This is a genomic window from Streptomyces sp. NPDC001056, from assembly GCF_053598955.1.
On sequence record NZ_JBSFLI010000003.1, the window covers coordinates 15,802 to 41,951 of the forward strand.

The following is a 26,150-nucleotide window of genomic DNA, read 5'->3' on the forward strand; positions in this document are numbered from 1 at the left end:
GGCAGTATCGATCGGACGGGCGTTCTCGTGCCGGGCCCGCGCGACTTCTACACTGCTGTCGGCGGACTGGCCGACGGTGAGGGGCGGTTGACGGTGCGTAAGGCATGGGTCGTCGGTGGTGCCCTCGTGGCGGGCGGGCTCGGGTTCGTCATGGTGCTCGTGGTCGGGGTGTACCTGGTCGCCGGGAACCTGGTGGGCGGCATGGCCGCGGGCGGGCGGGCGCTGGCCAAGGGAGCGGTGCCGGCGGCGTACCAGCAGCTGGTGCAGAAGTGGGGGAACCTGTGCCCCGCGCTGAGCCCCGCGCTGCTCGCCGCGCAGCTGTACCAGGAGAGCGGCTGGAACCCGACCGTGGTCAGCCCGGCCGACGCCCGCGGCATCGCGCAGTTCATCCCGAGCACCTGGGCGACGCACGGCATCGACGGCAACGGCGACGGCAAGCGGGACATCTGGGACCCGGCCGACGCCATCCCGTCGGCGGCGTCGTACGACTGCGAACTCGCCAAGTACGTCAAGGACGTTCCGGGCAACGTCTCCGACAACATGCTCGCCGCGTACAACGCCGGTGCCTACCGGGTCATCCAGGCCGGCGGGGTCCCGGCCATCAGCGAGACGCAGAACTACGTGCAGCGCATCCAGAGCCTCGCGGCGAGCTTCGCCGCGCCGCCCAGCCGGCTCGACCCCACCCGGCAGGCCGCGGGGGCGATCGACTTCGCGCAGAAGAAGCTCGGCACCCCGTACCTGTGGGGCGGCGAGGGCACGGCCGCGCAGGGCGGGCGCTTCGACTGCTCGGGGCTGACCCAGGCGGCGTACGCGAGCGTCGGGATCAAGCTGCCGCGCGTGGCGAACGACCAGTACAACGCGGGACCGCACCCTTCCCGCAGTCAGTTGCTCCCCGGCGACCTGGTGTTCTTCTCCCACGACCCCGGCGACTCCCGGGCCATTCACCACGTGGGGATCTACGTCGGTGGCGGTTACATGATCGACGCTCCCCGCACGGGGGCGGTGATCCGGTTCGACCCGATCGACGGCGCCGATTACTTCGGTGCGACCCGGGTGACCGAAGATGGCGCAAAAGCGCTCCCCACGACGGTGTAAACCGCGCGTGAACCTACCCCCTGAGCTGCGATGATGAGTCTCTCTTCGGTAACGTCTGCGTGATCTTTCGGTGGAGAGTGGAACGTATTGATGGTGACCGTGCGTTCCTGTTGACGGGGGTCGGTGCGACGCACACGAGGTGCGTCCGGGAAGACGACGAAGGGGCCGCAGCACCATGGCTGTACTCGCCGAGTCCGGATCGAACCCCGACGTCGAACTGCTCTACGACATCAACGGACTGGCCAAGGACGCGCCGCACTGGTTCGACCGGATCATGGAGTTCGTGGGCGAGTACGGGCTGCTGCTCGCGATGGTGCTGCTCGTGGTGTGGTGCTGGTGGTCGGTGCGGCGGCGGGGCGGGGAGGACGCGGCGGCGTCCGTGGCCGCGCTCGTGTGGGCGCCGCTCGCGGCCGGTATCGCGGTGCTGGTGAACATCCCGATCCGGGGATTCGTGTCACGGCCGCGGCCTTTCGTGGACCATCAGGGGCTCGATGTCCTCGTCTCCGGCAAGACCGACTTCTCCTTCGTCAGCGATCACGCCACGTTGACGATGGCGCTCGGGGTGGGGCTGTTCGTCGCCAACCGGAGATTCGGCCTGGCGGGGATCGGGCTCGCGCTGGTGGAGGGGTTCTGCCGGGTGTACATGGGCGTGCACTATCCGACGGACGTGGTCGGGGGGTTCGCGCTCGGTACGGCGGTGACGCTGCTGCTCGCCCCGCTGGCGTCGGCACTGCTCACGCCGCTGATGAAGGCGGTGGAGAGGGCACCGGGGCTGGCGTGGATCGTACGGCGCCGGGCGACGGCGGGGGTTCCGGTGGTGCCGGGAGCCCGGCGGGCCGTGGAGTCGGTGGACTCCGGGGAACGGGACCTGGCGGCGTAGCGGTTACCGCGGCTCCCCGGAGGCGGGGAACCGCGCGAGCGGCCACGGCTCACCCGCGGCCGGGAACGCCACCCGGCCGGCCCCCGCGGACCCGGTCCCTACACCCCCTGCGCGTAGGAGAAGAACCGCTGTGGGTCGTACTGGGCCTTCACCTTCCCCAGGCGCGTCGCCGCGTCCCCGTAGTACGCCTTCCGCCAGTTCGTCAGCGTCGGGTCCGTGTAGTTCTGGTACGCCGCGCCGGAGGCGTACGGCGCCATCGCGTGATGGGCCGACGTCAGCCAGGACTGCGCCGAACCGCCGGAGCCCCCCGCCGGCCAGGAGGCGATGTACTGGGCCAGCATGCGCGAGCGGCGGTGGACGAAGGCCGTCGCCGTCGGGGCGACCCGGTTCACCGCGCCCCCCAGCGCGGTGAACGCGATGCTGCCCGAGCCGCCCCGCACCGACGCGATCTGCCGCAGCACGGTCTGGATGCCCGCCGCGGACAGCGAGCGGTCGAAGAAGTCGGAGCGGGCGGCGTACGTCTCCCGCCCGAGCGCGCCCTGCGCGGAGCGGCCCGGCGTGCTGCCGGGCAGATGGCACTGGGCCCGGGTGGAGAAGGAGGAGCACCCGGCGTAGATCTCCATCGCCTGCTCGTAGCCCCGCCGGTGCAGGGAGACGGAGGAGGCGTCGGCGCCGGCCTGGTGGGCGAGGCGGTCCACCGCGTTCTGGAGCTCGCCGTACGTGCCGAGGGAGAAGCAGGAGACGGAGACGGACGGCGTACGGCCCGGCGCGCACTCCAGGTGCAGGGCGGACCAGATCTCGTCCGGCTGCGTCGGCCCCCACTCCTGCCACGCCTTGAGCACCGCCGCCGCCTTCGACCACGGCCAGGACAGGTGCCCGGTGACCGCCTGCGGCGCCGGGTGGGTGCGGAAGTGCAGCTCGGTGACGACGCCGAAGTTGCCGTTGCCCGCGCCGCGCAGTGCCCAGAACAGGTCGGAGTGGTGGGTCGCGTCCGCGGTGACCTCGGCGCCGTCGGCCGTGATCAGGGTCGCCTGGGTGAGGCTGTCGCAGGTCAGGCCGTACGCGCGGGAGACGACGCCGTGGCCGCCGCCGAGCACCAGGCCGGAGACGCCGACCGTGGGGCAGGAGCCCGCCGGTATGGTCGCGCCCTTCGCGGCCAGTCCCCGGTAGACGTCGATCAGCTTGGCGCCGGCGCCGACCACCGCCTGGTTGCCGCCGACCCGTATCCGGTCGAGCCTGGAGACGTCGATGACGAGCCGGTCGTCGCCGGAGGAGTAACCGGCGTAGGAGTGGCCGCCGTTGCGTATCGCCACGCGTATGTGGTGGCCCTTCGCGTACGACAGGACGGTGCGGATGTCGGCGGCGTGCGCGACGTAGGCGACCGCGGCGGGCTTCAGGCCGTCGAAGCGGGTGTTGTAGAGCTGGTGCGCCGTCTTCCACTGGGCGTCGCCGGGCCGTACCAGGGTGCCGTCGAGATCGCGGGCGAGGGCGGCCCAGCCCGCGGCGCCGCTCGCGGTGGTGGTCTTCATCGCCGTAAGAGACGATGAGGAAGCCCCGGACACGCCCGAGGGGTGCGCCTGGGCCGCGGCGGAGTGGCCCCCGCCCGTACCGCACGCGGTCAGTGCCGTCGTCGCCAGCGCGGCCGCGCCGCCCGAGATGAACGTACGCCGTTCCATGTCTCCGTCGCCTTTCCGCGGCCCTCGGTGGTCCCCGGGGAACGAGACGACGGCAGTCACGACAGGGTTCCCCCCTCTGGGTGCCGAACTTCGGGCATGTCCGCGTCCGCCGCGGTCGTCGGAATCGGGGCGTGCCCTCCCCGTAAGCATTCCGTGACCTCACCGGGCTGACGGCAGGGGTTCACCCGCCGTTCATTTATGACCGTCGGCGGCTTCACCTGATCTGCCTAATTTCGGCCTTACCCGGTGCGGAGTGCGGTCTGGAATGCGCTCCCGCACTCAGACTCCGCACGCCGCCGACAGCGGCGGCTCCTGGAAGGAACTACCGAACGTGAAGCTTCAGCGCAAGAACCGGCTGCGCGCCCTGACTCTCGGTGCTGTCGCCGTCTCCGGCGCCCTGGCCCTGACGGCGTGCGGCTCCGACGACAACGGTGGCGGTTCCAAGGCCTCGGGCAACCCGTCCTCGGCGACCAACGCTTCCTCCATCAAGTGCGACGGCGCCAAGGGTCAGCTGCTGTCGGACGGCTCTTCCGCGCAGAAGAACGCGATCGACGCCTGGGTCAAGAACTTCTCGCAGGCCTGTGGCGTGCAGATCAACTACAAGGCCGGCGGCTCCGGCGCGGGTGTGACCTCGTTCACCCAGGGTCAGATCCCGTGGGCGGGCTCCGACTCGGCGCTCAAGCCCGAAGAGGTCGCCGCGTCCAAGAAGGTCTGCTCCGGCGGCCAGGGCATCGACCTCCCCATGGTCGGCGGCCCGATCGCCATCGGCTACAACCTCAACGGCGTGGACAGCCTGGTCCTGGACGCCCCGACCCTCGCCAAGATCTTCGACGGCAAGATCACCAACTGGAACGACGCGGCGATCAAGAAGCTGAACCCCTCGGCGAAGCTTCCCGACCTGAAGATCCAGGCCTTCCACCGCTCGGACGACTCCGGCACCACGGACAACCTCACCAAGTACCTGAAGGCCGCCACCCCGGAGAACTGGAAGTACTCGGGCGGCAAGACCTGGCAGGCCAAGGGCGGCCAGTCCGCCGCGCAGTCCTCCGGCGTGGCCCAGCAGGTCAAGCAGACCAACGGCGCCATCGGCTACTTCGAGCTGTCGTACGTCGGTGACGGCGTCAAGGCCGTGAGCATCAACACCGGTGCCGCCCAGCCCGTCGCCCCCAGCACCGAGAGCGCCACCAAGGCCATCGCCGACGCCAAGGTCGTCGGCACCGGCAGCGACCTGTCGCTCCAGCTGAACTACAAGACCAAGGCCGACGGCGCGTACCCGATCACCCTGGTGACGTACGAGATCGCCTGCGACAAGGGCAACAAGGCCGACACCCTGCCCACCGTCAAGGCGTTCCTCAACTACATGGCTTCCGAGGACGGCCAGAAGCTCCTCAGCGGCATCGACTACGCGCCGATGCCCGACGCGATCATCAGCAAGGTCCGCACCACCGTCGCGGGCCTGAGCTGACCTGATCCGAGAGTGCGGCCCGGTCCCACGGCCTCCCCGCGGGCCGGGCCGCACCGTCCGGTGCACCGCCGCCACGAGCCGCGCACCCCACAGGGACGTGCGGCTCCGCAGACCGGAGAACCCGATGGACATGACGAAGACAACCGACGTACCACCCCCCGCACATCAGCCGACCGCCGGCCCGAAGAAGAGCGCGAACCGCGGCGCCACCCGCGCCGGTGACCGCGTCTTCCTCGGCCTGTCCCGCGGCTCCGGCATCCTGCTTCTGGTGATCATGGCCGCGATCGCGGTCTTCCTCACCTACCGTGCGTCCCTCGCGATCAGCAAGGACCACGGCAACTTCCTGACCACCTTCGAGTGGAACACCAACCTGGTCCCGCCGTCCTTCGGCATCGCGGTCCTGGCCTTCGGCACGGTGGTCTCCTCGGTCGTCGCCATGGCGCTGGCGGTACCCGTCGCGGTCGCCATCGCGCTGTTCCTCACGCACTACGCCCCCCGCCGGATGAGCGGCCCGGTCGCCTATGTGATCGACCTGCTCGCCGCGGTGCCGTCCATCGTCTACGGCCTGTGGGGCGCCCTGATCCTCGTACCGCACCTGAACGGCCTGTTCGGCTGGCTCGACGAGTACCTCGGCTGGACCGGGATCTTCTCCTGGCAGGGCGGCGCGCCCCGCTCGATGCTCACCGTGGGCATCCTGCTCGCGATCATGATCCTGCCGATCATCACCAACGTGAGCCGCGAGGTCTTCCGCCAGGTTCCGCGGATGCACGAGGAGGCCGCGCTGGCCCTCGGTGCCACCCGCTGGGAGGTCATCCGCATGTCGGTGCTGCCCTTCGGGCGCTCCGGCGTGATCTCCGCCTCGATGCTCGGCCTCGGCCGCGCGCTCGGCGAGACGATGGCCGTGGCCACCGTGCTGTCCCCGACCTTCGACATCCAGACCAGCCTGCTCGACCCGGGCGGCGGCACCTTCGCCCAGAACATCGCCAGCAAGTTCGGCGAGGCGACGCAGGACGGCCGGGACGCGCTGATCGCCTCCGGCCTGGTCCTGTTCGTCATCACCCTGCTGGTCAACGGCGCGGCCCGTGCGATCATCGCCCGCCGCAAGGAGTACTCGGGGGCCAACGCATGAGCACCGCAGCCGTCACCGACAAGCGCCGCAGCTCGCTGCGGAGCGCCAGCCTGCCGAAGTGGTCGCCGTGGGCGATCGCCGCGGGCTCGATCGTGGTCGCGGTGGGCATCGGCGCGGGCGCCGGCCTGACCAGCCACATCCAGTGGGGCCTGATCGCCGCGCTGCTGTTCGTGCTCGCCACGTTCGTCATCGCGTCCGCGGTGGAGGGCCGGCGGCAGGCCAAGGACCGCATCGCCACCTCGCTGGTGTGGGTCGCCTTCCTGCTCGCCGTGGTCCCGCTGGTCTCTCTGGTCTGGACCACCGTCAAGCGCGGCGTGAAGGTCCTCGACCCCTACTTCCTGACGCACTCCATGGGCGTCGTCGCCGACTCCGAGCCGGGCGGCGGCATCTACCACGCGATCATCGGCAGCCTGGAGCAGGTCGGCCTCGCCACCCTGATCGGCGCTCCGGTCGGCGTGCTCACCGCGATCTACCTGGTGGAGTACGGCCGTGGCGGCCTCGCCCGCGCGGTCACCTTCTTCGTCGACGTCATGACGGGCATCCCGTCGATCGTCGCGGGTCTGTTCATCCTCAGCCTGATGCTGATGGCCGACATGCAGCCCTTCGGTTTCGCCGGCTCGCTGGCCCTGGCCATCCTGATGATGCCGGTCGTGGTCCGCTCCACGGAGGAGATGCTCAAGCTCGTACCGAACGAGCTGCGCGAGGCGTCCCTGGCGCTCGGTGTGCCCAAGTGGCGCACGATCCTGAAGGTGGTCCTGCCGACCTCCATCGGCGGCATCACCACGGGCATCATGCTGGCCATCGCCCGTATCGCGGGCGAGACGGCGCCGGTCCTGCTGCTGGTGTGGGGCAACTCCTTCATCAACAACAACCCGTTCTCGGGTGCCCAGCAGGCGCTGCCGCTGTACATCTACCAGCAGTACTCGCAGAGCTCCGGTTCCACGGCGGCGTACGACCGCGCCTGGGCGGCCTCGCTCACGCTGATCGCCTTCGTGATGATCCTCAACCTGGCGGCCCGCGGCATCGCCCGCTGGAAGGCCCCGAAGACTGGTCGCTGACCGCGGCCCCTCAGCGACTGACGGAAGTAGTGAAGTAGTAATGGCCAAGCGAATCGATGTAAGCGGACTGACCGCGTACTACGGCTCCCACAAGGCGATCGAGGACATCTCGATGACCGTCGAGCCGCGCTCGGTGACGGCGTTCATCGGGCCCTCCGGCTGCGGCAAGTCGACGTTCCTGCGCACCCTGAACCGCATGCACGAGGTCACCCCGGGCGGCCGCGTCGAGGGCAAGGTGCTGCTCGACGACGAGGACCTGTACGGCACCGGGGTCGACCCCGTCTCGGTGCGGCGCGAGGTGGGCATGGTGTTCCAGCGCCCGAACCCGTTCCCCACGATGTCGATCTTCGACAACGTGGCCGCCGGTCTGCGTCTGAACGGGAACTACCGCAAGAGCGAGCTGAACGACATCGTCGAGAAGTCGCTCAGGGGCGCGAACCTCTGGAACGAGGTCAAGGACCGGCTGAACAAGCCGGGCGCCGGGCTCTCCGGCGGTCAGCAGCAGCGGCTCTGCATCGCCCGGGCGATCGCGGTGGAGCCGAAGGTGCTGCTCATGGACGAGCCGTGCTCGGCGCTCGACCCGATCTCGACGCTCGCGATCGAGGACCTGATCGGTGAGCTCAAGGAGCAGTTCACGATCGTCATCGTGACGCACAACATGCAGCAGGCGGCGCGTGTCTCCGACCGCACGGCCTTCTTCAACCTCGCGGCGGTCGGCCAGCCCGGCCGGCTGATCGAGATCGACGACACGGAGCGCATCTTCTCCAACCCGTCGGTCCAGGCGACCGAGGACTACATCTCCGGCCGCTTCGGCTGATCCGGCGGTACGGCGTCTCCGCCCGGCTCGGCCGAGCCGGCGGTGGCACAGAACTCCTCGCGGTGCTGCATGGCGGTGCCACCGCGAGGGCGCGAAGGGCCCGCCCCTGTCACCGGGGGCGGGCCCGCTGCGTTCGGCTCGTGCCGCGACCCGGTCGGCCGGGGGGCGGAGGAGCCGGGGCTCCGTCGGCTGGAAGGCGAGGGAAGGCGAGGGGAGGGGCCGTGGTGCGGTCGGCTGGAGGGCTCGTCCGGCTGCGGGGTGAGCCCGTCGGTCGCCCGGCTCAAAGCCGGGCAAGGGAAAGCCCACCCCCTCGGAGCGAGGAGGTGGGCTCGGGGGAGGCCGGGTCAGAGGACCGTCAGCTTCACCAGGCCGAAGGCCAGCGCGGCGACCAGCGCGGCCGCCGGCATCGTGATGAACCAGCCCAGGACGATGTTCTTGGCCACGCCCCAACGGACGGCGTTCACGCGCTTGGTGGCGCCGACGCCCATGATGGCGGAGGTGATGACGTGGGTCGTGGAGATCGGCGCCTTGAAGAGGTACGCCGTACCGAACATGATCGACGCGCCGGTCGCCTCCGCGGCGAACCCCTGCGGCGGGTCCAGCTCGATGATCTTGCGGCCCATGGTGCGCATGATCCGCCAGCCGCCCGCGTACGTGCCGAGGGACATCATCACCGCCGAGACCAGCTTCACCCAGACCGGGATCGGGTCGCCGAAGGTCTCGTGGCCGGCGATGACCAGGGCCATCACCACGACACCCATCGTCTTCTGGGCGTCCTGGAGACCGTGGCCGAGCGCCATGCCCGCCGCGGAGACCGTCTGGGCTATGCGGAAGCCGCGCTTGGCCTTGTGCGGATTGGTCCGCCGGAAGAGCCACATGATCAGCAGCATGACCAGGTAGCCGACGATCAGGCCGACGACCGGGGACAGGAACATCGGGATGATGATCTTGTTGACGACGCCGTCCCAGTGGACCGCCGTACCGCCCGCGAGCGCCGCCCCCACCAGGCCGCCGAACAGCGCGTGGGAGGAGGACGAGGGCAGACCGAAGTACCAGGTGACCAGGTTCCAGGCGATCGCGCCGAGCAGCGCGGCGAAGAGGATGCCCAGCCCCGCCCCGCCCGACGGCGTCTCGATCAGTCCCTCGCTGACGGTCTTGGCGACCCCGGAGCCGAGGAACGCGCCGGCGAGGTTCATCACGGCGGCCATCGCCAGTGCCGCCCGCGGGGTCAGCGCCCGGGTGGAGACCGAGGTGGCGATCGCGTTCGCCGAGTCGTGGAAGCCGTTGGTGTACGTGAACAGGAGCGCGACCGCGACGGTCACGACCAGAGCCAGGGTGTCCATCGACGCCTCAGGACTCCTTGACGGCGATGGTCTCCACCGTGTTCGCCACGTGCTCGAACGCGTCCGCCGCCTCTTCCAGCACATCCACGATCTGCTTGAGCTTCAGCACCTCGATCGCGTCGTACTTGCCGTTGAACAGGTGCGCCAGCAGCTTGCGGTGGATCTGGTCGGCCTGGTTCTCCAGCCGGTTGACCTCGATCCAGTACTCGGTGAGGTTGTCCATCGTGCGGAGGTTCGGCATCGCCTCCGCGGTCAGCTCGGCCGCGCGGGCCAGCACCTCGATCTGCTGCTCGACGCCCTTCGGCAGTTCCTCGACGTTGTAGAGGACGACGAGGTCGACGGCCTCCTCCATGAAGTCCATGATGTCGTCCAGGGAACCGGCGAGGGAGTAGATGTCCTCGCGGTCGAACGGCGTGATGAACGAGGAGTTCAGCTGGTGGAAGATCGCGTGCGTGGCGTCGTCACCTGCGTGTTCCGCTGCCCGCATACGCTCCGCGATCTCGGCTCGGGCGGAGGAGTCCGCCCCGAGCAGTTCCATCAGGAGTTTCGAGCCGGTGACGATGTTGTCCGCGGATGCGGCGAACATGTCGTAGAAGCTCGTCTCCCTGGGGGTCAGACGAAAGCGCACGTGGGGTCCTCGGGGTGCTTCGGTTTCGGTCAGGCTGATGCTAGGCGCATCATCCGGCCACGGCTATCGGGCCGCCCTCCAGTGTCGCGCATCGAGCAGAGCGATCATCACGGGGGCGTACCAAGGCCCCCATACCCAGCAAAATTCGGTACCATATACCCAGTAGGGGTATGCCGGGCGTTATGTCCCCCCGTATGTGACCGAGAACACCCGCCCCGAGATGGAGGCCCGCTATGACGACCACCGAGGCCGGCGCGACGGCACCCTCCGGGCAGACGGAGTGCGCCGATCACGCCACGCACGGTTACCACAAGCAGAAGGACGAGCACCTCAAGCGGCTGCGCCGGATCGAGGGGCAGATCCGGGGTCTCCAGCGGATGGTGGACGAGGACACCTACTGCATCGACATACTCACCCAGGTCTCCGCCTCCACCAAGGCGCTCCAGTCCTTCGCGCTCCAGCTGCTGGAGGAGCACCTTCGGCACTGCGTGGCGGACGCGGCCCTCAAGGGCGGGGACGAGATCGACGCCAAGGTGGACGAGGCGACGAAGGCGATCGGGCGGCTGCTGCGCACCTGAGGAGCCCGGACGCCTCAGCCGTCGCGCCCCTGCCGTTCCACCCGTAGCACCTCGTCGATGCTCTCCAGGCTGAGCCGGTCCTCGGCGGCCGAGGCCGCGATGATCAGCTCGCCGCACAGCTCGATCTCGGCGAGGGCCACGTGGTCCTGAACCGCCGTACCGCCGACCGCCGCCACCCGCCTCACCTCTTCCCTGACGTCACCGAACTCCTAGGGTAGGAGGCGGTTTACCCACCGCGCATGGCACGGACGGGCTACTTGAGTGGGGGCGTCCGGGACTAGTGCCGGGCCGGAAAGTGGCTGATTTCAGGCCCCTCCGGTGCCCGCGTCCTCCGCGATGCGCCCGGCGTAGATGTCCCGCTGGTGCGGCAGGTCCACGACGGCGGAGGCGCCGAAGTCGTACAGCAGGGTGGTCGAGGTGACGGCGACCGGGGTCTTCTGCCGGCCGTTGACGAAGCTGAAGCGCTGGCGCAGTTTGACCAGGCGGCCCTGGTCGTCCAGGTAGGCGTCGAAGGGCACTTGGGTCGTGGCGAACCCTTTCGCCGCCGCCTCCAGGGACTTTCCGACGTCCGCGGGCGCGTACCGGGCCGCGTCGGCCAGGTCGGCCGTGCCCTGGTAGTGCCGGACCGGAGTGCCGCCGACCTCGGCGCGGCCCACGTAGCTCGCCCGCCGGGTGCCGCGCAGCACCACGGCGGCCGTGTACGGATCGGTGACGCCGCCGGTGACGAGATTGCCGTCGGACAGCGTGGCCGTCTCCACCCGCACCCACTTGTCGGCGGGCACCCCCGCCCCCCGGTTCTTCATGAACAGGGCGCCGGGTGCGAGGAGTTCGGTGAGCGGGCGGTGCTCGGCGGCACCGGTCGGGTCCGCGGGGAGCACGACGGTCAGCCGGCCGAGCCGGTGGACGTAGTCGTAGACCCCCTTGCCGCGGATGGTGACCCGGGTGCCGCCCGTGGCCATCTCCATGGCGGTGCCGGCCTTGGAACTGCCCGCGTCGGTCAGGGCGCCGGCCGCGCCGGTCAGGAGGGTGAGCGGATCGCCCGCGCCGCTCCTGACGTCCTCGGCGGGGAGCCCGAGGTCCGAACAGCCGCCGGCGCCCGCCCCGAGGACGAGCATGAGGCCCAGCGCGACGGCCGCTCTGCCCGGGTGCGCCTGTCTGTACTGCCGCCGTTCCATCGCCCTGCCTTCCCCCAGCCGGTACGTCCGTTACGGCCCCCCTGTCGTCCGGTTAACGACGAGTAGGGGACTGCCGTCACGCTCTGCCCTTGGCTTCTCGGTACGGTGGACGGCGTGGCGCAGCAGGACTCGCGGGAACCGGACCATCTGACGACGACGACCGAACAGGGCCGCTTCTGCGTGGCCCGCTGCACCTGCGGCTGGCGCGGCCCGGCCCGCAGGGCCCGCAGCCAGGCCAGGACGGACGCGGCCGAGCACGAGAACGGATGAGTTCTAGCGGGGGGCGTCGCCGATGGCCGCGAGGGCCGGGGTGATCAGGTCCTTGTCCCGGGGGTGGGTCAGACGGTCGCGGGCCTCGGCGGGGGTCAGCCAGAGCAGTTCGCTGACCTCGTCGTTGGGGGTGAAGGCGCCGCCCGTCGACTCCGCCGCCCAGTACGTGACCTCCTTCCTGCGGCCCGCGTGGTCGAGGTAGCGCGAGGTCGGCAGGCTCGGGCCGAGCCGGCAGGTGTGGCCGGTCTCCTCCGCCACCTCGCGCAGCGCCGCCGCGGGGGCCGTCTCGCCCCGCTTCAGCTTTCCCTTGGGCCAGGACCAGTCGGACCACTTGGGCCGGAACACCAGGGCCAGTTCCACCTCTCCGGAGGGAGAGCGGCGCCACAGCACGCAACCCGCCGCCAGCACTGGGGTGTCGGTCATGCCGTCTCCACCGGGTCGCGCTGCCAGGCGCGTTGGAAGGCGAACCGGGCCGCCTCCACCTCGTGGCGCTGGTCCGCGTGCAGGACGCCGAGGGCGTAGGCCGTGGCGGGGGCGATGCGGGGGGTGCGGGCGGCCTGGGCCGCGGCGGCGGCCGCCTCGGAGGCGTCGCGGTGCCGGTCCAGGGCCTGGCCCGCCGTCAGCAGGCGTACGTCCACGGGGACGTCGCCGTGGAGCACCTCGCGGGCGTAGCGGTGCAGCCGCAGCAGCAGCCGGACCTGGTGCCAGGGGCCGTCCTGGGGGTGCGGGGACGGGTCCGGGGACAGGCCGTGGATCAGCGCCTCCGCGTTGTACGGGTGGCCCGCGGTGAGCAGCGGCAGCGCGGTGACGGCGTCCGTGAGCCGCTCCTGCGCGGCACCGGCCAGCGGGCGCAGGTCGGTGGTGGGGGCGGCGGGGGTGAGGGGGACCTCGCTGGCCAGCACGGCGACCTTGTCGGCGACGGCGTGGAAGCGGCTGGAGCCCAGGGCCTGGAGGGCGGTGGAGTGGGCGCGGGTCCGGGCGAGGGTGAGCTGGCGCTCCAGGAGGGCGCCCGCCTTGGCCGCGCCCACCGTCAGAGTGCCGCGTTCCGGCGTGCTCGTCGCCGGGCCGCCCCCGGGCGTCCCCGCGCCCCCTCGGGCCGCCCGGCCGCCCACGGCCGGTTGTGCCATCACCTGCTCGGGGAACGCCGCCGCCCCCGACAGCCGGTGCAACGCCTGCAACAGCCTCTCCAGCCGCGCCTCGTACGCGTGCTCCAAGGCCAACGTCCCCGACAGCCAGGCCAGTTCCGGCCGCATCGACTCCGACCAGGCCGGGTCGAGCAGGGGCCGGTACGTGTGCAGGCTGCCGCTGACGCGGCGGGCCGAGCGGCGCAGCGCGCGGGCCGCGTCGACGGACTCCTCGCCGGTGCCCGCGGCGCCCCCGGTCTCCCGGTGCAGCCGCAGGGCGCGCAGGAACTCCGTCGCCTGGGTGCGCAGATAGCCCGCGAGGGCGTCCCCCGTCACCACCTCGGCCGTGGGGTCCTTCGGGTCAAGGTGTTGCTGTGCCACGCCGGCGCCTCCGGGCGTCTATGAGCATCTCCTGGATGTTGCGCAGGGGTTGGCCGTCCGCGTCCGTCGCGTGCCGTGTCCACTCGCCGTCCGGGCCGAGGTGCCACGACGCGGTGGAGTCGGACATGCCGGTGTCCAGCAGTCGGTTGAGGGCCGCGCGGTGGCCGGGGTCCACGACCCGCACCAGGGCCTCGATCCGCCGGTCGAGGTTGCGGTGCATCATGTCGGCGCTGCCGATCCACACCTCGGGCTCGCCGCCGTTGCCGAAGGCGAACACCCGGGAGTGCTCCAGGAAGCGGCCGAGGACGGAACGGACCCGGATGTTCTCCGAGAGGCCGGGGACGCCCGGCCGGATCGCGCAGATGCCGCGGACCCAGACGTCCACCGGCACGCCCGCCTGGGCGGCCCGGTAGAGGGCGTCGATGACGGCCTCGTCCACCATCGAGTTGACCTTGATGCGGATGAACGCCGGGCGGCCCGCGCGATGGTGCTGGATCTCCTTGGTGATCCGCGATATCAGGCCGTCCCGCAGGGACTTGGGCGCGACCAGCAGGCGGCGGTAGGTCTCCCGGCGGGAGTAGCCGGACAGCCGGTTGAAGAGGTCGGAGAGGTCCGCGCCGACCTGCGGGTCCGCGGTGAGCAGGCCGAGGTCCTCGTACAGCCGGGCGGTCTTCGGGTGGTAGTTGCCGGTGCCGACGTGGCTGTAGCGGCGCAGGGTCTCGCCCTCCTGGCGGACCACCAGCGACAGCTTGCAGTGCGTCTTGAGGCCGACCAGGCCGTAGACGACGTGGCAGCCGGCCTCCTCCAGCTTCTTCGCCCACTTGATGTTGGCGTGCTCGTCGAAGCGGGCCTTGATCTCGACCAGCACCAGGACCTGCTTGCCGGACTCGGCGGCGTCGATGAGCGCGTCCACGATCGGGGAGTCGCCCGAGGTGCGGTACAGGGTCTGCTTGATCGCGAGGACGTCCGGGTCGTCGGCGGCCTGCTGGAGGAAGGCCTGCACCGAGGTGGAGAAGCTGTCGTACGGGTGGTGCAGCAGCACGTCCCGCTGGCGCAGCGCGGCGAAGATGTCGGGCGCGGAGGCCGACTCGACCTCGGCGAGGTCGCGGTGGGTGCCCGCGACGAAGCTGCGGTACTTCAGCTCGGGCCGGTCGAGACCGTGGATGCGGAACAGCCCCGTCAGGTCGAGCGGGCCGGGCAGCGGGTAGACCTCGGCCTCGGAGATCTTCAGCTCGCGCACCAGCAGGTCGAGGACCTCGCGGTCGATGGACTCCTCGACCTCCAGGCGCACCGGCGGCCCGAAGCGGCGCCGCATGAGCTCCTTCTCCAGGGCCTGGAGGAGGTTCTCGGCGTCGTCCTCCTCGACCTCCAGGTCCTCGTTGCGGGTGAGCCGGAAGGCGTGGTGCTCCAGCACCTCCATGCCCGGGAACAGCTCTTCGAGGTGCGCGGCGATGACGTCCTCGACGGGGACGTACCGGCCCGGGCTGGACTCCAGGAAGCGCGAGAGCAGCGGCGGCACCTTCACGCGCGCGAAGTGCTTGTGGCCGCTGACCGGGTTGCGCACGACGACGGCCAGGTTCAGGGACAGGCCGGAGATGTACGGGAACGGGTGGGCGGGGTCGACCGCCAGCGGCGTGAGGACCGGGAAGATCTGGTGCCGGAACAGCGTGAACAGGCGGGCCTGCTCCTTGTCCGTCAGCTCGCTCCAGCGCACCAGGTGGATGCCCTCCTCCGCGAGCGCGGGGGCGACGTCCTCGTGGTAGCAGGCGGCGTGCCGCGCCATCAGTTCCCGCGAGCGGGCCCAGATCATCTCCAGGACCTCGCGCGGCTGGAGCCCGGAGGCCGAGCGGGTGGCCACGCCGGTGGCGATGCGGCGCTTGAGGCCGGCGACCCGGACCATGAAGAACTCGTCCAGGTTGCTGGCGAAGATCGCGAGGAAGTTGGCCCGCTCCAGCAGGGGCGTGTTCGGGTCCTCCGCCAGCTCCAGGACGCGCTCGTTGAAGGCGAGCCAGCTGCGCTCCCGGTCCAGGAAGCGGCCCTGGGGCAGCGGGGCGCCGTCGGCCTGGGACTCCTCGTACGCGTCGAGATCCGCGTCGATGTCCGGTGCCAGGCCGGAGACCGCGGAGGTCACGGTGTGCGGCCGGTGCGCCGCGATGGAGCCCACGGGGGGCTGCGGGTGCTGTGCCTCTGCCTGGGTGTCTTGCTGACTCATGAACCCATTCTTCCGCGCGACCGGCATCACGGGCGCGTCGGAACGCGCGGGCGGGATCGTCACGGTCCCGTTCCCCGCGGGCCCCCCGGGGGGCGGCGAAGGTTCTGGCACGACGGGTTTCATTGGCCGAGCGTCGCAAGTCCGTCTGAATCGATGGTTACGGAGACATGACGTGCGGGATAGCGCGGGGCGGCTCCCGGGGGTCCGCGTCGCGAAGACGACGGAAACCGTACCGGCTCGGGCGCCCTCGCGCGGGCTCGTACGGGACCGCGAGCCGCGGTGCGGGACCGTACGGCAGCGTACGGTCCCGCACCGCGGCGGAGTAGGGCCTCATGGCCCCGTCCGGGGAGCGCCTCAGCCCTCCGCGGCGCGCAGGGGCCCCGTCTGCCGGCGCAGGGCCAGGAAGCAGCCGGCGACCAGCAGCCCGGCGACGGCCAGGACCAGCGCGGTGGTGGTGAGCTGGAGCCCCCAGAGGTGGGAGACGGGGTGGTAGGTGTTGTAGCGGCCGGTGAAGTGCGCGTACGCCGCCTCGCACGACGCGGTGGAGTCGCACGACGGAGGCGGCACATGGGCGCCGGAGCCGGTCACCATGCCCTGGTCGACCACCAGGCCGTCGCCGAGGAAGCCCTGGTCCAGGGTGCTCAGCCGGGTCACCGGGGGCCACAGGTGCGGCAGTGCCAGCTCGGCCAGCCCTCGCACACCCCCTGTCACCAGCACCCCGACGACCAGCGCGAGCAGCGTCCGGCGCAGCAGCAGGCCCGCCAGGGCTCCGGCGGCGAGCCCGGCGAGGGCCAGGGCCACCACGACGGGGCCGCCCGCGTGCAGGGTGAAGCGGTCGTACCACTCCTTGGCGGAGTCGATCCGGCCCTGGCTCGCGGCCCAGGCACGGTGGTGCAGCCAGCTCAGCAGGCCCGTGCAGACGGCGACGCCGAGCGCCGGTACGGCCAGCCGCACCGCGAGCCAGCGCGCCGGGGAGGTGGCCTGGGTCCAGGCGAGCCGGGCGGTGCCGGACTCCAGCTCCCGGCCGGTCAGCGCGGCGCCCGCCCAGGCGGCCACCAGGAAGGGCAGCACGTTCAGGGCGACGGTGGCGTAGTTGTAGTAGTCCTTGTAGCGCAGGATCGCGTCCTGGTGGTAATCGCAGCGCTCGGTCATGCCGCAGTCCCGGAACTGCCGCCAGCTCTGGGCCGCCGCGTCCAGGAGCGGGCCGTCGAGGGCGATCAGCAGGGCGGCCAGGAGGAGCCACAGCGCGGCCCAGGTGTACAGCGCGGGCCGGTGCAGGCGCAGCAGCCAGCGGGTCTGCCGGGGCCGGTCGACGGGCGCGGCGGTCAGGGGTACGGCGCTCACGCGGCACGCTCCTCGGTCGGGTTCGGTGCGCCGGGGGCGCGCAGATGGGCGAGGACCAGTTCCTCCAGCGAGGGCGCGGTGGTGCGCCAGTCGCCGGCGAGCGGCCCGGCGGGGCGGATCAGCGCGGTGAGCTGGCGCCCGGTGACGCGGGACTCGACCACGGTGTGCGGGCCGAGGTCGGCGCTCGCGGCGGCGCCGCTGACCCGCAGATGGGCGTCGAGCAGCTCGTCGATCTCGCCGGCCAGCCGGATGCGGCCGCCCGCGACCAGCAGCAGGTGGTCGCAGGAGTCCTCCAGCTCCGCGATGACGTGCGAGGACAGCACGATCGTGGTGCCGTGGCGGGCCGCCTGGCCCATCAGCGTGCCCATCAGCTCGTGTCGGGCGAGGGGGTCGAGGTCGGCCATCGGCTCGTCCAGGAGCAGCAGTTCGGGGCGCTTGCCGAGGGCGAGGGCGAGCGCGACCCGGGTGCGCTGGCCGCCGGAGAGGGCGCGGACCCGGGCGTGCGGGTCCAGGTCCTTGACGACGTGGCCGGCGACCGCCGCGTCCCACCGCCCGGGGTTGAGGTCGGCGCCCATGAGCAGCGTCTCGGCGACGGTGAGCTGCGGGTACAGGGGCTTGTCCTGGGCGACGTGACCGACCCGGGGCCGCGCCTTCGCGGGGCTGGTCCCGAGGACGGTCAGGCCGCCCTCGGTGGGGGCCGTGAGCCCGGCGGCGAGGGACAGGAGGGTGGACTTGCCCGCTCCGTTGGGGCCCACGACGGCGCACACGCGCCCCGTCGGCAGCCGGAACGCGCAGTCCCGCAGGGCCCAGCCGCCCCGGCGGCCGAACCGTTTGCCCAGAGCGTCGGCCCGCAGGGCCGTGTCGCTGCTCATGACGGATCTCCCTGGAAGTACTTGTCGAGTACGGCGGTGAAGAGCGCGGCCACGTCGTCCCGTTCGAGGCCGGCCGTGCGGGCCCGGTCGGCCCACTCCTCCAGCTCCGCGCGGAGCGGGGAGTCGGCGGGGGCGGCGCCCAGCGATCTGCGCACGAAGGTGCCGAGCCCGCGCCGCGCCTCCACCAGGCCCTCCCGCTCCAGCTCGCGGTAGGCCTTGAGGACGGTGTTGGGGTTGATGGCGGTGGCCTCGACGACCTCGCGGGCCGTCGGCAGCCGGTCCCCGGGGCGCAGCAGGCCGAGGCGCAGGGCCTGCTTGGTCTGCTGGACGATCTGGACGTACGTGGCGACACCGCTGTGCCGGTCGATGCGATAGTCGACCACGCGAGCACCACCCTTTCACTAATTGAGTAGTGAAAGGGTGGTGCAAAGAAGGGGCGGCCGTCAACACGGCCGCCCCCTATGGGTCCCCGAGAGGCTTATGTCACGTCTCGGTGCGGTACATCAGGTCCGTCTCGTACGTGCGGAAGCCGAGCCGCTCGTACACCGACACCGCGGCCTTGTTGTCGGCGTCGACGTAGAGCATCGCGGTCGGCAGGCCCTGTGCGGCGAGGTGGCGCAGCCCGATGGTGGTGAGGGCCTTGCCGAGGCCGCCGCCCTGCTCGCCGGGGCGGACGCCGAGCACGTAGACCTCGCCGAGGCCCTCCTCGGCGTGCACCTTCGTCCAGTGGAAGCCGATCAGCTCCCCGCGCCGCTCGGCGAGGAAGAACCCGGCCGGGTCGAACCAGGGCTGGGCCTTGCGGTCGTCGAGGTCGCGCTGGGTCAGCGAGCCCTGCTCGGGGTGGTGGGCGAACGCGCCCGCGTTGACCGCGAGCCACGCGGTGTCGTCCTTGCCGGGCTCGAAGGTGCGCACGCCCACGCCCTCGGGCAGCTGCGGCTCGGACAGTTCGAGACCGGCCAACTCCCGGCGCATCTGGCGCAGTTCGCGGAACAGGGTCAGGCCGAGCACCTGGGCGAGATGGCGGGCGGCCGGGTGCCCGCCGTGCGCCCACACCCGAAGGCGCTTGCCGGAGGCGGCGAGCAGGGCCGCGCCGAGCGCGCGGCCGTGCCCGTGCCCGCGGTGCGCGGGGTGGATGACGAGTTCGGCGGCCGGCGCCTCCACCGGATCGGTGTCCTCCAGCTGGGCGTAGCCGACGAGTTCGCCGTCGGTGGTCAGCAGCAGATGCGAGACGCCCTCGCGGGCTCCCCCGCGCAGTTGCAGGCGGCCCTGCTCGGACACCGGCTGCTGCCCGTCGACCCGCGCGGCCTCGCCGAGCAGGGTGAGCACGGCCTCGGCCTGGTCCGGGGTGAGCGCGGAATGGGTCTCGATGGAGCGGGCGGGAAAGGCCCGTACGGTGTCGTCGCTGCTCATGCGTACGAGGGTACGGGGCGCACGGGGAACGCGGGCAGAGGCGCCCAGCCCGTCGTGCGGCGGCCGAACAGGGCGGTGGCCGCGACGCGGGCCCGGCGGCGACGCCGTACCAGCGACCGCGGGCGGCACCGCCGCCGGTGCGCGGCCCGCGGTGGCGCAGCGGGGGCGCCCACGCCCCGGACGACCGCGAACCGCACGAGCGTCCACGGGCGTTGGCCGGCCGGCACCGGCGGCGGGCGCCTCGGCGTGGAGCGCGACCTGCCGGGCCGGCGCCTGCGGACGCCGGGGATCGAGGCGGAGGACGGTCCGGTCCGGCTCCTCGGCGGGCGCCTTGTCCCCGGAACAGACGGGCGGTGGGCCACCGGACCGCGCGGGGAACCTCCGCGGGCGCCGGCCGTACGGCGGTCCGTGCCGGCTCGTCCGGCTCGCGCGGGAAGGCGGGCGGGGCGTAGCCGTGCCGGTGCTCGGGGCGAGCCGGATCGCCTCGCGCGGCCCGCCCCCGGGCTCCGGGAAGCGGTCGGCGGGCTCGGCGAGGTGCCTGGGGGCGGAGGCGGGCCGGGCGGGCAGGGCCGGCCCGTCGCCCGCGCCATCAGCCACCGCGCCCGGACGTCCCGGGCGCGTGCCGCGTGCGCCGCCGCCACCTCGGTGACCGCGTCCGCGGATCAGGGGGGATCACCCGGCGTGCCCGACCTGCGGAGGGCCGCCGGGACCGGCCGCGGCTATCCCGTCGCCTCGGCGGTGGCTGCTTCCGCGGGTGGTGGCACCGGTGCCCCCGGCAGTCGTACCGTCGCCACCGAGCCGCCGCCCGGTGCCGGGGTCAACGAGACGTCGCCGCCCGCCTGCTGGACCGTGCGCGCGACGATGGAGAGGCCGAGGCCGGAGCCCGGCAGGGCGCGGGCGCTGGGGGAGCGCCAGAACCGGTCGAAGACGCGCGGGAGTTCGTCCTCGGGCACGCCGGGGCCGTGGTCGCGCACGGTGAGCACACCCTGGGTCAGCCGGACCTCGACGGTGCCGCCCTCGGGGCTGAACTTCACCGCGTTGTCGAGGATGTTGACCACCGCGCGCTCCAGCGCGGACGGCTCCCCGACCACGAACCAGGGCTCCAGGTCCTCCGTGATCGTCAGCTCCGGACCGCGCAGCCGGGCGCGGCGCAGGGCCGCCTCCACGGTGTCCTGGAAGGGCACCACCTGCATCCGTTCGCCGCGCTGCCCCTCCGAGCGCGACAGTTCCTGCAAGTCGCCGATCAAGGAGGCCAGTTCCGTCATCTGCGCCTTCACCGAGGACAGGAGCGCCTTGCGGTCCTCCGGGGGCAGCGGGCGGCCGGTCTCCTCGCTGCGGGTGAGCAGCTCGATGTTGGTGCGCAGCGAGGTCAGCGGGGTGCGCAGCTCGTGCCCCGCGTCCGCGATCAGCCGCTGCTGGAGCTCGCGGGAGCCGGCCAGCGAGGCCGTCATGGAGTTGAACGACCGGGAGAGCCGGGCCACCTCGTCCTCGCTGTCCTCCTCCACCGGGATCCGGATGGTCAGGTCCTCGGTGCGGGAGACGTGCTCCACGGCCTCCGTCAGCTTGTCCACCGGACGCAGCCCGGCCCGGGCCACCGCGAGCCCCGCGGCCCCCGCGCCCAGGACGCCGACGCCGGAGACCAGCAGCAGCACGAGCGCCAGGTCGTTGAGGGTCCTCTCGGTGTTCTTCAGGGGGACGGCGATCATCATGGCCGCGCCCGGATACAGCTGGGGGCCCACGTTGGTGTCGATCACCAGCGGCATGGTGAGCACCCGGACGTCGTTGCCGTTGGCGTCCGTGCCGTTGCGCAGGATGCCGTCGCCGTGGATCACGGCCTCGCGGACCACGGTCCGGTCGACGGCGGTGGTCTTCACCATGCCCGCGGAGTCGCTGGGGACACAGGCCGTGCCGTCCGGCTTGACCAGCTGGCTGTAGACGGTCTCATGGGTCCGCAGCACGCCGTAGGGCGAGGTGTCGGCGGGCTTGTGCGGACACGCGGCGAGCAGGTTGTACACCGTCTCCGCCGCCGGACGCGGCGCCGTTCTCCGCAGGTCGTTGTCGATCTGCTCGTACAGCTTGCCCTGCACGATGAACCAGCAGGTCACCGACACCGCCGCCACCGCGAACGCCACCGCCGCCGCGACCAGCCCGGCCAGCCGGGCCCTGATCGGCAGCGAACGGTAGCGCCGTACGACCCTGTTCACTCGGCGCCGCCCTGCCGCAGCACGTAGCCGACGCCCCGCACGGTGTGCACCAGCCGGGGCTCCCCGCCCGCCTCGGTCTTGCGGCGCAGGTACATCACGTACACGTCCAGCGAGTTGGAGGACGGCTCGAAGTCGAAGCCCCAGACCGCCTTGAGGATCTGTTCCCGGGTGAGGACCTGGCGCGGGTGCGCCATGAACATCTCCAGGAGCGTGAACTCGGTGCGGGTCAGCTCGACCTGGCGCCCGCCCCGCGTGACCTCCCGGGTCGCGAGGTCCATGCGCAGATCGGCGAAGGTGAGCGCCTCGTCCGCCTGGGCGGCGGAGACGGCCCCCGCGTACGAGCTGCGCCGCAGCAGGGCGCGGATGCGGGCGAACAGCTCGTCCAGCTCGAAGGGCTTGACCAGGTAGTCGTCGGCGCCCGCGTCCAGGCCGGTCACCCGGTCGCCGACCGTGTCGCGGGCGGTGAGCATGAGGATCGGCAGGGTGTTCCCGCCGCCGCGGATCCGGCGGGCCGCCGTCAGACCGTCCATCCGGGGCATCTGGATGTCCAGGACGACCAGGTCCGGCTTGTACGCCGCGGCCTTCTCCAGCGCGTCCGCGCCGTCGACGGCGACCTCGGTGTCGTATCCCTCGAAGGCGAGACTGCGCTGGAGCGCCTCGCGTACGGCCGGCTCGTCGTCGACGATCAGGATGCGCTGGGTGTCACGGTCGCCTTCGGCGGGGCTCATGCTCGTGATTCCTTGTGGAGGTGGGTCGGCGGGTCCTGTGGTGGGGATTGTCCGTGTTCGGGTTTTTCGGGTGTCTTGGTGACGGTGTCCTACAGCCTCCCATGGTGCCGGGCCGGGAGGCACGGGCGCCAAGGGTCAGGCGCCGAGGGCCGCGAGACCGCGCATCGCGGTGAGCCGGTGCAGCGGCACCTTGTGGCCGCGGCGGTGCCGCCGGTCGGCGGAGCTGCGGCGCAGCCCCATCAGCTGGGGGACGTGCGCCGGGATGATCTCCGCGACGCGGGGCTCGGGCGCGGCCGGCGCGTGCAGCCGACGCGCGACGGCGAGGGCGATGGTGACATCGGCCGGGCCACGGCCCGCTTCCTGGTGGAAAACCTGCTCGATCATGATGTTCCTCCAGACAGTGCGAGTGACGCTGAAAGGCCCTGACGGCCCTAGTTCCGCCCGCCCGACCGCAGCTTGGCCAGGTCGGACTTGACCGTGTTGACGGGGATCGCGAAGCCGAGGCCGATGCTGCCCGCGTCCGAGGACGAGGACGCCTGCTGGCTCGACGAGTACATCGCGGAGTTGATGCCGATGACGTTCCCGGCCGCGTCGATCAGCGCGCCGCCGGAGTTGCCGGGATTGAGGGAGGCGTCCGTCTGGATCGCCTTGTACGTCGTGGTGGACGAGCCGGTGTCGCCGTTGAACTGGCGGCCGCCGAACTGGAACGGCCAGCTTCCGTCGCCGCCCTGGCCCTGCGCCTGGCCCTCGTCGGTGGGCACGGTGACGTCCCGGTCGAGGGCGGAGACGATGCCGCTGGTGACGGTGCCGGTCAGGCCCTCGGGCGAGCCGATCGCCACGACCGAGTCACCGACCTGCACCCCGCTGGAGTCGCCGAGGCTCGCCGCCTTCAGGCCGGAGGCGCCCCGCAACTTGATCAGCGCGAGGTCCTTGGAGCTGTCGGTGCCCACGACGTCGGCGGTGTAGCCGTGCCCGTCGCTGGTGCGGACCTTGACCGACTGCGCGCCCGCGATGACGTGGTTGTTGGTGACGATCTCACCGTCGGAGGCGATGACCACGCCGGAGCCGGTGGAGGAGCCGCCCGCGAGGGTGGCGTTGACCTCCACCACGCTCGGGCTGACCGCGGCCGCGATGGCGGCGACGTCGCCCTTCTTGCCGGCCGGCACCACGGCGGTGCCGGTCCCGGTGGCGGTCACGCCGCTCTTGCCGGTCAGCTCCTGGAAGCCGTACGCGGTGGCGCCGCCGACCGCCGCCGCGACGATCGCGACCGCCGCGAGGAGGGCGACGGAGCTGCGGGTGCGCTTCCGCTCGGGCTCGGGCTCCGGCAGGGGCGCCGTCGCCGCGGGCTCGTACGGCGGCGGGGGCGGCCACTCCGGGTGCATGGGAGCGGAGTAGTAGCCGTACTGCTGACTGGACGAACCCCGCGGGTCCTCGTCCTCGTACTCGCCGCTGCGGCGGAAGCTCTCGGTCATGCAAGAAGCGTCCCCGGCGACCATGAGAGCTTCCTGAGTGCTCGCTGAGAAGCCCGGCAGAACCTCGTTTGCCCGATATAAAGACGCCTCTGGGCACTCGGGAGGCGGCTCTCACGGGCCTCTCGGACCGTGATGTCGGGCCGCTCGGCCGACGACGTTGTCAGTCCCCGCAGCCGCAGGAGGCGCGCACCACGAGCCGGGACGGGAACGTCTTCAGCCGCTCGCGCCGGGACCCGGCCACCCGCAGCCCGTCGTCCAGCACCAGGTCGACCGCCGCCCGCGCCATCGCCGAACGGTCCGAGGCGACCGTGGTCAGCGGCGGATCGGCGAACGCGGCCTCCTTGATGTCGTCGAAGCCCGCCACGGCCAGCTCCCCGGGCACGTCGATGCGCAGCTCGCGCGCGGCTCGCAGCACCCCGATCGCCTGGTCGTCGGTGGAGCAGAACACCGCCGGGGGCCGCCGGGGCCCCGACAGGATGTCCAGGGCCACGCGATAGGCGTCGTACCGGTTGTACGGCGCCTCGAACAGCCGGCCCTCGGTGCTCAGGCCCGCCTCGGCCATGGCCCGCTTCCAGCCCTCGACGTGGTCGGAGACCGGGTCGCCGACGGCCGGGGTGTCCGCGGTGCCGCCCATGCACGCCACGTAGGGGTGGCCGTGCTCCAGCAGATGGCGCACGGCGAGCTGGGCGCCGCCGAGGTCGTCCGTCACCACGGCGACGTCGTCGATGGCCTCGGGGCGCTCGTGCAGCAGCACCACGCGGGCGTCCCAGGCGTCGATCTCGGCGGCGGCCTGGTCGTTGAGCGCGTGGCTGACCAGGATCAGGCCGGAGACGCGCATGCCGAGGAAGGCCCGCAGATAGTGGACCTCGCGCTCGGCGATGTAGTCCGTGTTGCCGACCAGGACCATCTTGCCGCGCTCGGCGGCGGCCTGTTCCACGGCGTGCGCCATCTCCCCGAAGAAGGGCTGGCGGGCGTCCGGGATGATCAGCCCTATGAGGTCGGTGCGCCGCGACGCCATCGCCTGGGCGACCCGGTCGGGGCGGTACCCCAGTTCCTTGATCGCGGCGAGGACACGCTCGCGCGTGGCCGGGGCGACCGGCCGGGGTCCGTTGTTGATGACATAACTGACGACGGCGGTGGAGGTCCCCGCCAGCCGCGCCACGTCATCCCGAGTCACCTTGGCCACGCGCGGAGTCTACGCGGATTGACCAGGGACGGGCAGGGCGTTTCACACCCTGGTCGCCCCGTCGGCGTCCGTGGCCGCCGTCCTCCGCGCTTGGTGCGCGCGTTACGCGCGGGGAACCGGCGGGAAACCGTCGGAAGGTGTGGAGGGATCAAGCGTCCGCGTGGACCTCGGGCTCGGCGGGCGCGGCGGCTTCGTCCGTACTGTCCGCCTTGGCCTGGTTCGCCTTGGCCTTGGCCTCCTCCGCGGCCCGGTCGCCCTTCTCCGGGGTGACGAACCGGTAACCGACGTTCCGTACGGTGCCGATCAGCGACTCGTGCTCCGGGCCGAGCTTGGCCCGCAGCCGCCGTACGTGCACGTCCACGGTCCGGGTGCCGCCGAAGTAGTCGTAGCCCCACACCTCCTGGAGCAGCTGGGCGCGGGTGAAGACCCGGCCCGGGTGCTGGGCGAGGTACTTCAGCAGCTCGAACTCCTTGAAGGTCAGGTCGAGGACCCGGCCCTTGAGCTTGGCGGAGTACGTCGCCTCGTCCACGGAGAGGTCGCCGTTGCGGATCTCCATCGGCGAGTCGTCGTGCGTGAGCTGCTGGCGCCCCATGGCGAGCCGCAGCCGCGCCTCGACCTCCGCGGGGCCCGCGGTGTCGAGCAGCACGTCGTCGATGCCCCAGTCGGCGGTGACGGCGGCGAGGCCGCCCTCGGTGACGACGAGGATCAGGGGACAGCCGGGGCCGGTGGAGCGCAGCAGCTGGCACAGGCTGCGCACCTGCGGCAGGTCGCGGCGGCCGTCGACCAGGATGACGTCGGCGCCGGGCGTGTCGACCAGCGCGGGCCCCTCGGCGGGAGCGACCCGCACGTTGTGCAGGAGGAGGCCGAGAGCCGGCAGGACCTCCGTCGACGGCTGGAGGGCGTTGGTCAGGAGCAGCAGAGAACTCATACGTCTGGTTCCTCCTCGGTCCCTGCGAGAACTGTGCGGACGGGCACTGCTCTGCGTTCCCGAAGGCCCGTACACCGGCGGACGCCGAGGCGCCTCGCTCCGTATACAACGCTTCCGAAAGCACAAAAGGACCCGGTGGCTACGCTGCCCGAGTCCTCTGCCCAGCAGAATAGCC

The 26,150-nt window shown here is 71.9% G+C and carries 26 protein-coding genes; 8 read left to right on the forward strand and 18 right to left on the reverse strand.

Translation table 11 applies throughout. From position 1 onward, the window contains the following. Positions 1 to 87 precede the first annotated feature (87 nt). The gene (locus ACWDD7_RS04755) at positions 88 to 1,095 is read left to right on the forward strand and encodes a bifunctional lytic transglycosylase/C40 family peptidase (protein ID WP_351871715.1); all 1,008 of its coding nucleotides are present in this window, start codon (positions 88 to 90) and stop codon (positions 1,093 to 1,095) included. Between the two features lie 175 nt (positions 1,096 to 1,270). Next, positions 1,271 to 1,975 (forward strand): phosphatase PAP2 family protein, encoded by a 705-nt coding sequence (locus ACWDD7_RS04760; RefSeq protein WP_450456370.1) that lies wholly within the window; start codon positions 1,271 to 1,273, stop codon positions 1,973 to 1,975. 98 nt (positions 1,976 to 2,073) lie between these two features. Here ACWDD7_RS04760 and ACWDD7_RS04765 read toward each other — a convergent pair whose 3' ends face one another. Further along, positions 2,074 to 3,651 carry an FAD-binding oxidoreductase gene (locus ACWDD7_RS04765; RefSeq protein ID WP_450456371.1) on the reverse strand — a complete coding sequence of 526 codons (1,578 nt, stop codon included), beginning with the start codon at positions 3,649 to 3,651 and terminating at the stop codon, positions 2,074 to 2,076. 331 nt (positions 3,652 to 3,982) lie between these two features. Between ACWDD7_RS04765 and pstS the strand changes: the two genes are divergently transcribed. The 4 genes from pstS (at position 3,983) to pstB (ending at position 8,120) form a co-directional block, all read left to right on the forward strand. After that, on the forward strand, positions 3,983 to 5,116 hold the full coding sequence (pstS, locus tag ACWDD7_RS04770) for a phosphate ABC transporter substrate-binding protein PstS (RefSeq protein ID WP_351871784.1): 1,134 nt from the start codon (positions 3,983 to 3,985) through the stop codon (positions 5,114 to 5,116). A 124-nt stretch (positions 5,117 to 5,240) separates the two neighbouring features. Continuing rightward, positions 5,241 to 6,245, forward strand: a complete 1,005-nt coding sequence (gene pstC, locus ACWDD7_RS04775; RefSeq protein ID WP_450456372.1) for a phosphate ABC transporter permease subunit PstC — start codon at positions 5,241 to 5,243, stop codon at positions 6,243 to 6,245. After that, positions 6,242 to 7,303 carry a phosphate ABC transporter permease PstA gene (gene pstA, locus ACWDD7_RS04780; RefSeq protein ID WP_351871725.1) on the forward strand — a complete coding sequence of 354 codons (1,062 nt, stop codon included), beginning with the start codon at positions 6,242 to 6,244 and terminating at the stop codon, positions 7,301 to 7,303. Before pstC ends, pstA begins: the two co-directional genes overlap by 4 nt. Before the next feature lie 40 nt (positions 7,304 to 7,343). Continuing rightward, positions 7,344 to 8,120 carry a phosphate ABC transporter ATP-binding protein PstB gene (pstB, locus tag ACWDD7_RS04785; protein ID WP_450456373.1) on the forward strand — a complete coding sequence of 259 codons (777 nt, stop codon included), beginning with the start codon at positions 7,344 to 7,346 and terminating at the stop codon, positions 8,118 to 8,120. Between the two features lie 344 nt (positions 8,121 to 8,464). Here pstB and ACWDD7_RS04790 read toward each other — a convergent pair whose 3' ends face one another. Then, positions 8,465 to 9,463, reverse strand: a complete 999-nt coding sequence (locus tag ACWDD7_RS04790) for an anion permease (protein ID WP_450456374.1) — start codon at positions 9,461 to 9,463, stop codon at positions 8,465 to 8,467. A gap of 7 nt (positions 9,464 to 9,470) precedes the next feature. Further along, positions 9,471 to 10,091 (reverse strand): DUF47 domain-containing protein, encoded by a 621-nt coding sequence (locus ACWDD7_RS04795; RefSeq protein WP_208033008.1) that lies wholly within the window; start codon positions 10,089 to 10,091, stop codon positions 9,471 to 9,473. Between the two features lie 233 nt (positions 10,092 to 10,324). Between ACWDD7_RS04795 and ACWDD7_RS04800 the strand changes: the two genes are divergently transcribed. After that, a complete protein-coding gene (locus ACWDD7_RS04800) occupies positions 10,325 to 10,669 on the forward strand; it encodes a metal-sensitive transcriptional regulator (RefSeq protein ID WP_285558932.1) in 345 nt (114 codons plus the stop codon). 14 nt (positions 10,670 to 10,683) lie between these two features. On the opposite strand, the gene ACWDD7_RS04805 is transcribed toward ACWDD7_RS04800, so the two are convergent. Continuing rightward, positions 10,684 to 10,845 carry a hypothetical protein gene (locus tag ACWDD7_RS04805; RefSeq protein WP_351871790.1) on the reverse strand — a complete coding sequence of 54 codons (162 nt, stop codon included), beginning with the start codon at positions 10,843 to 10,845 and terminating at the stop codon, positions 10,684 to 10,686. A 129-nt stretch (positions 10,846 to 10,974) separates the two neighbouring features. Continuing rightward, positions 10,975 to 11,844, reverse strand: a complete 870-nt coding sequence (locus ACWDD7_RS04810; RefSeq protein ID WP_450456375.1) for a hypothetical protein — start codon at positions 11,842 to 11,844, stop codon at positions 10,975 to 10,977. Positions 11,845 to 11,958: 114 nt separating this feature from the next. On the opposite strand from ACWDD7_RS04810, the gene ACWDD7_RS04815 reads away from it, so the two are divergent. Beyond that, a complete protein-coding gene (locus ACWDD7_RS04815) occupies positions 11,959 to 12,114 on the forward strand; it encodes a hypothetical protein (protein ID WP_285558936.1) in 156 nt (51 codons plus the stop codon). 3 nt (positions 12,115 to 12,117) lie between these two features. Here the strand turns inward: ACWDD7_RS04815 and ACWDD7_RS04820 are convergent, their stop codons facing one another. From ACWDD7_RS04820 to ACWDD7_RS04880, 13 genes are all read right to left on the reverse strand, one after another. Beyond that, positions 12,118 to 12,537 (reverse strand): NUDIX hydrolase, encoded by a 420-nt coding sequence (locus ACWDD7_RS04820; RefSeq protein ID WP_450456376.1) that lies wholly within the window; start codon positions 12,535 to 12,537, stop codon positions 12,118 to 12,120. Further along, positions 12,534 to 13,619, reverse strand: a complete 1,086-nt coding sequence (locus ACWDD7_RS04825; RefSeq protein ID WP_450456377.1) for a CHAD domain-containing protein — start codon at positions 13,617 to 13,619, stop codon at positions 12,534 to 12,536. Before ACWDD7_RS04825 ends, ACWDD7_RS04820 begins: the two co-directional genes overlap by 4 nt. Next, on the reverse strand, positions 13,600 to 15,954 hold the full coding sequence (locus ACWDD7_RS04830) for an RNA degradosome polyphosphate kinase (RefSeq protein WP_450456378.1): 2,355 nt from the start codon (positions 15,952 to 15,954) through the stop codon (positions 13,600 to 13,602). Before ACWDD7_RS04830 ends, ACWDD7_RS04825 begins: the two co-directional genes overlap by 20 nt. 231 nt (positions 15,955 to 16,185) lie before the next feature. Beyond that, the gene (locus ACWDD7_RS04835; RefSeq protein WP_351871746.1) at positions 16,186 to 17,175 is read right to left on the reverse strand and encodes an ABC transporter permease; all 990 of its coding nucleotides are present in this window, start codon (positions 17,173 to 17,175) and stop codon (positions 16,186 to 16,188) included. Continuing rightward, positions 17,172 to 18,047, reverse strand: a complete 876-nt coding sequence (locus ACWDD7_RS04840; RefSeq protein WP_351871749.1) for an ABC transporter ATP-binding protein — start codon at positions 18,045 to 18,047, stop codon at positions 17,172 to 17,174. The genes ACWDD7_RS04835 and ACWDD7_RS04840 overlap by 4 nt, the downstream gene beginning before the upstream one ends. Further along, complete coding sequence (locus tag ACWDD7_RS04845) at positions 18,044 to 18,430, reverse strand: GntR family transcriptional regulator (RefSeq protein WP_392217027.1); 387 nt, start codon at positions 18,428 to 18,430, stop codon at positions 18,044 to 18,046. The genes ACWDD7_RS04840 and ACWDD7_RS04845 overlap by 4 nt, the downstream gene beginning before the upstream one ends. Positions 18,431 to 18,530: 100 nt before the next feature. Then, on the reverse strand, positions 18,531 to 19,457 hold the full coding sequence (mshD, locus tag ACWDD7_RS04850; RefSeq protein ID WP_351871787.1) for a mycothiol synthase: 927 nt from the start codon (positions 19,455 to 19,457) through the stop codon (positions 18,531 to 18,533). A gap of 719 nt (positions 19,458 to 20,176) precedes the next feature. Continuing rightward, positions 20,177 to 21,661 carry a sensor histidine kinase gene (locus ACWDD7_RS04855; RefSeq protein WP_351871755.1) on the reverse strand — a complete coding sequence of 495 codons (1,485 nt, stop codon included), beginning with the start codon at positions 21,659 to 21,661 and terminating at the stop codon, positions 20,177 to 20,179. Further along, entirely contained in the window at positions 21,658 to 22,389 is a 732-nt protein-coding gene (locus ACWDD7_RS04860; RefSeq protein ID WP_351871758.1) for a response regulator transcription factor, read from the reverse strand. The genes ACWDD7_RS04855 and ACWDD7_RS04860 overlap by 4 nt, the downstream gene beginning before the upstream one ends. A 135-nt stretch (positions 22,390 to 22,524) precedes the next feature. Continuing rightward, positions 22,525 to 22,773, reverse strand: coding sequence for a hypothetical protein (locus tag ACWDD7_RS04865; RefSeq protein WP_351871761.1), 249 nt, complete (start codon positions 22,771 to 22,773; stop codon positions 22,525 to 22,527). 47 nt (positions 22,774 to 22,820) lie between these two features. After that, the gene (locus ACWDD7_RS04870; protein ID WP_450456379.1) at positions 22,821 to 23,861 is read right to left on the reverse strand and encodes a S1C family serine protease; all 1,041 of its coding nucleotides are present in this window, start codon (positions 23,859 to 23,861) and stop codon (positions 22,821 to 22,823) included. Between the two features lie 160 nt (positions 23,862 to 24,021). Continuing rightward, a complete protein-coding gene (locus ACWDD7_RS04875) occupies positions 24,022 to 25,047 on the reverse strand; it encodes a LacI family DNA-binding transcriptional regulator (protein WP_450456380.1) in 1,026 nt (341 codons plus the stop codon). 148 nt (positions 25,048 to 25,195) lie between these two features. Continuing rightward, positions 25,196 to 25,975: a response regulator transcription factor gene (locus ACWDD7_RS04880; protein ID WP_450456381.1), complete on the reverse strand. Its 780-nt coding sequence runs from the start codon at positions 25,973 to 25,975 to the stop codon at positions 25,196 to 25,198. Positions 25,976 to 26,150 lie beyond the last annotated feature (175 nt).

Bases quoted from the DNA above. Each gene is read 5' to 3' on its own strand.
- ACWDD7_RS04760 (WP_450456370.1), top strand. From the start codon at position 1,271: ATGGCTGTACTCGCCGAGTCCGGATCGAACCCCGACGTCGAACTGCTC.
- ACWDD7_RS04765 (WP_450456371.1), bottom strand. From the start codon at position 3,651: ATGGAACGGCGTACGTTCATCTCGGGCGGCGCGGCCGCGCTGGCGACG.
- pstC (WP_450456372.1), top strand. From the start codon at position 5,241: ATGGACATGACGAAGACAACCGACGTACCACCCCCCGCACATCAGCCG.
- pstA (WP_351871725.1), top strand. From the start codon at position 6,242: ATGAGCACCGCAGCCGTCACCGACAAGCGCCGCAGCTCGCTGCGGAGC.
- pstB (WP_450456373.1), top strand. From the start codon at position 7,344: ATGGCCAAGCGAATCGATGTAAGCGGACTGACCGCGTACTACGGCTCC.
- ACWDD7_RS04790 (WP_450456374.1), bottom strand. From the start codon at position 9,463: ATGGACACCCTGGCTCTGGTCGTGACCGTCGCGGTCGCGCTCCTGTTC.
- ACWDD7_RS04800 (WP_285558932.1), top strand. From the start codon at position 10,325: ATGACGACCACCGAGGCCGGCGCGACGGCACCCTCCGGGCAGACGGAG.
- ACWDD7_RS04810 (WP_450456375.1), bottom strand. From the start codon at position 11,844: ATGGAACGGCGGCAGTACAGACAGGCGCACCCGGGCAGAGCGGCCGTC.
- ACWDD7_RS04820 (WP_450456376.1), bottom strand. From the start codon at position 12,537: ATGACCGACACCCCAGTGCTGGCGGCGGGTTGCGTGCTGTGGCGCCGC.
- ACWDD7_RS04830 (WP_450456378.1), bottom strand. From the start codon at position 15,954: ATGAAACCCGTCGTGCCAGAACCTTCGCCGCCCCCCGGGGGGCCCGCG.
- ACWDD7_RS04840 (WP_351871749.1), bottom strand. From the start codon at position 18,047: ATGAGCAGCGACACGGCCCTGCGGGCCGACGCTCTGGGCAAACGGTTC.
- mshD (WP_351871787.1), bottom strand. From the start codon at position 19,457: ATGAGCAGCGACGACACCGTACGGGCCTTTCCCGCCCGCTCCATCGAG.
- ACWDD7_RS04860 (WP_351871758.1), bottom strand. From the start codon at position 22,389: ATGAGCCCCGCCGAAGGCGACCGTGACACCCAGCGCATCCTGATCGTC.
- ACWDD7_RS04865 (WP_351871761.1), bottom strand. From the start codon at position 22,773: ATGATCGAGCAGGTTTTCCACCAGGAAGCGGGCCGTGGCCCGGCCGAT.
- ACWDD7_RS04870 (WP_450456379.1), bottom strand. From the start codon at position 23,861: ATGACCGAGAGCTTCCGCCGCAGCGGCGAGTACGAGGACGAGGACCCG.
- ACWDD7_RS04880 (WP_450456381.1), bottom strand. From the start codon at position 25,975: ATGAGTTCTCTGCTGCTCCTGACCAACGCCCTCCAGCCGTCGACGGAG.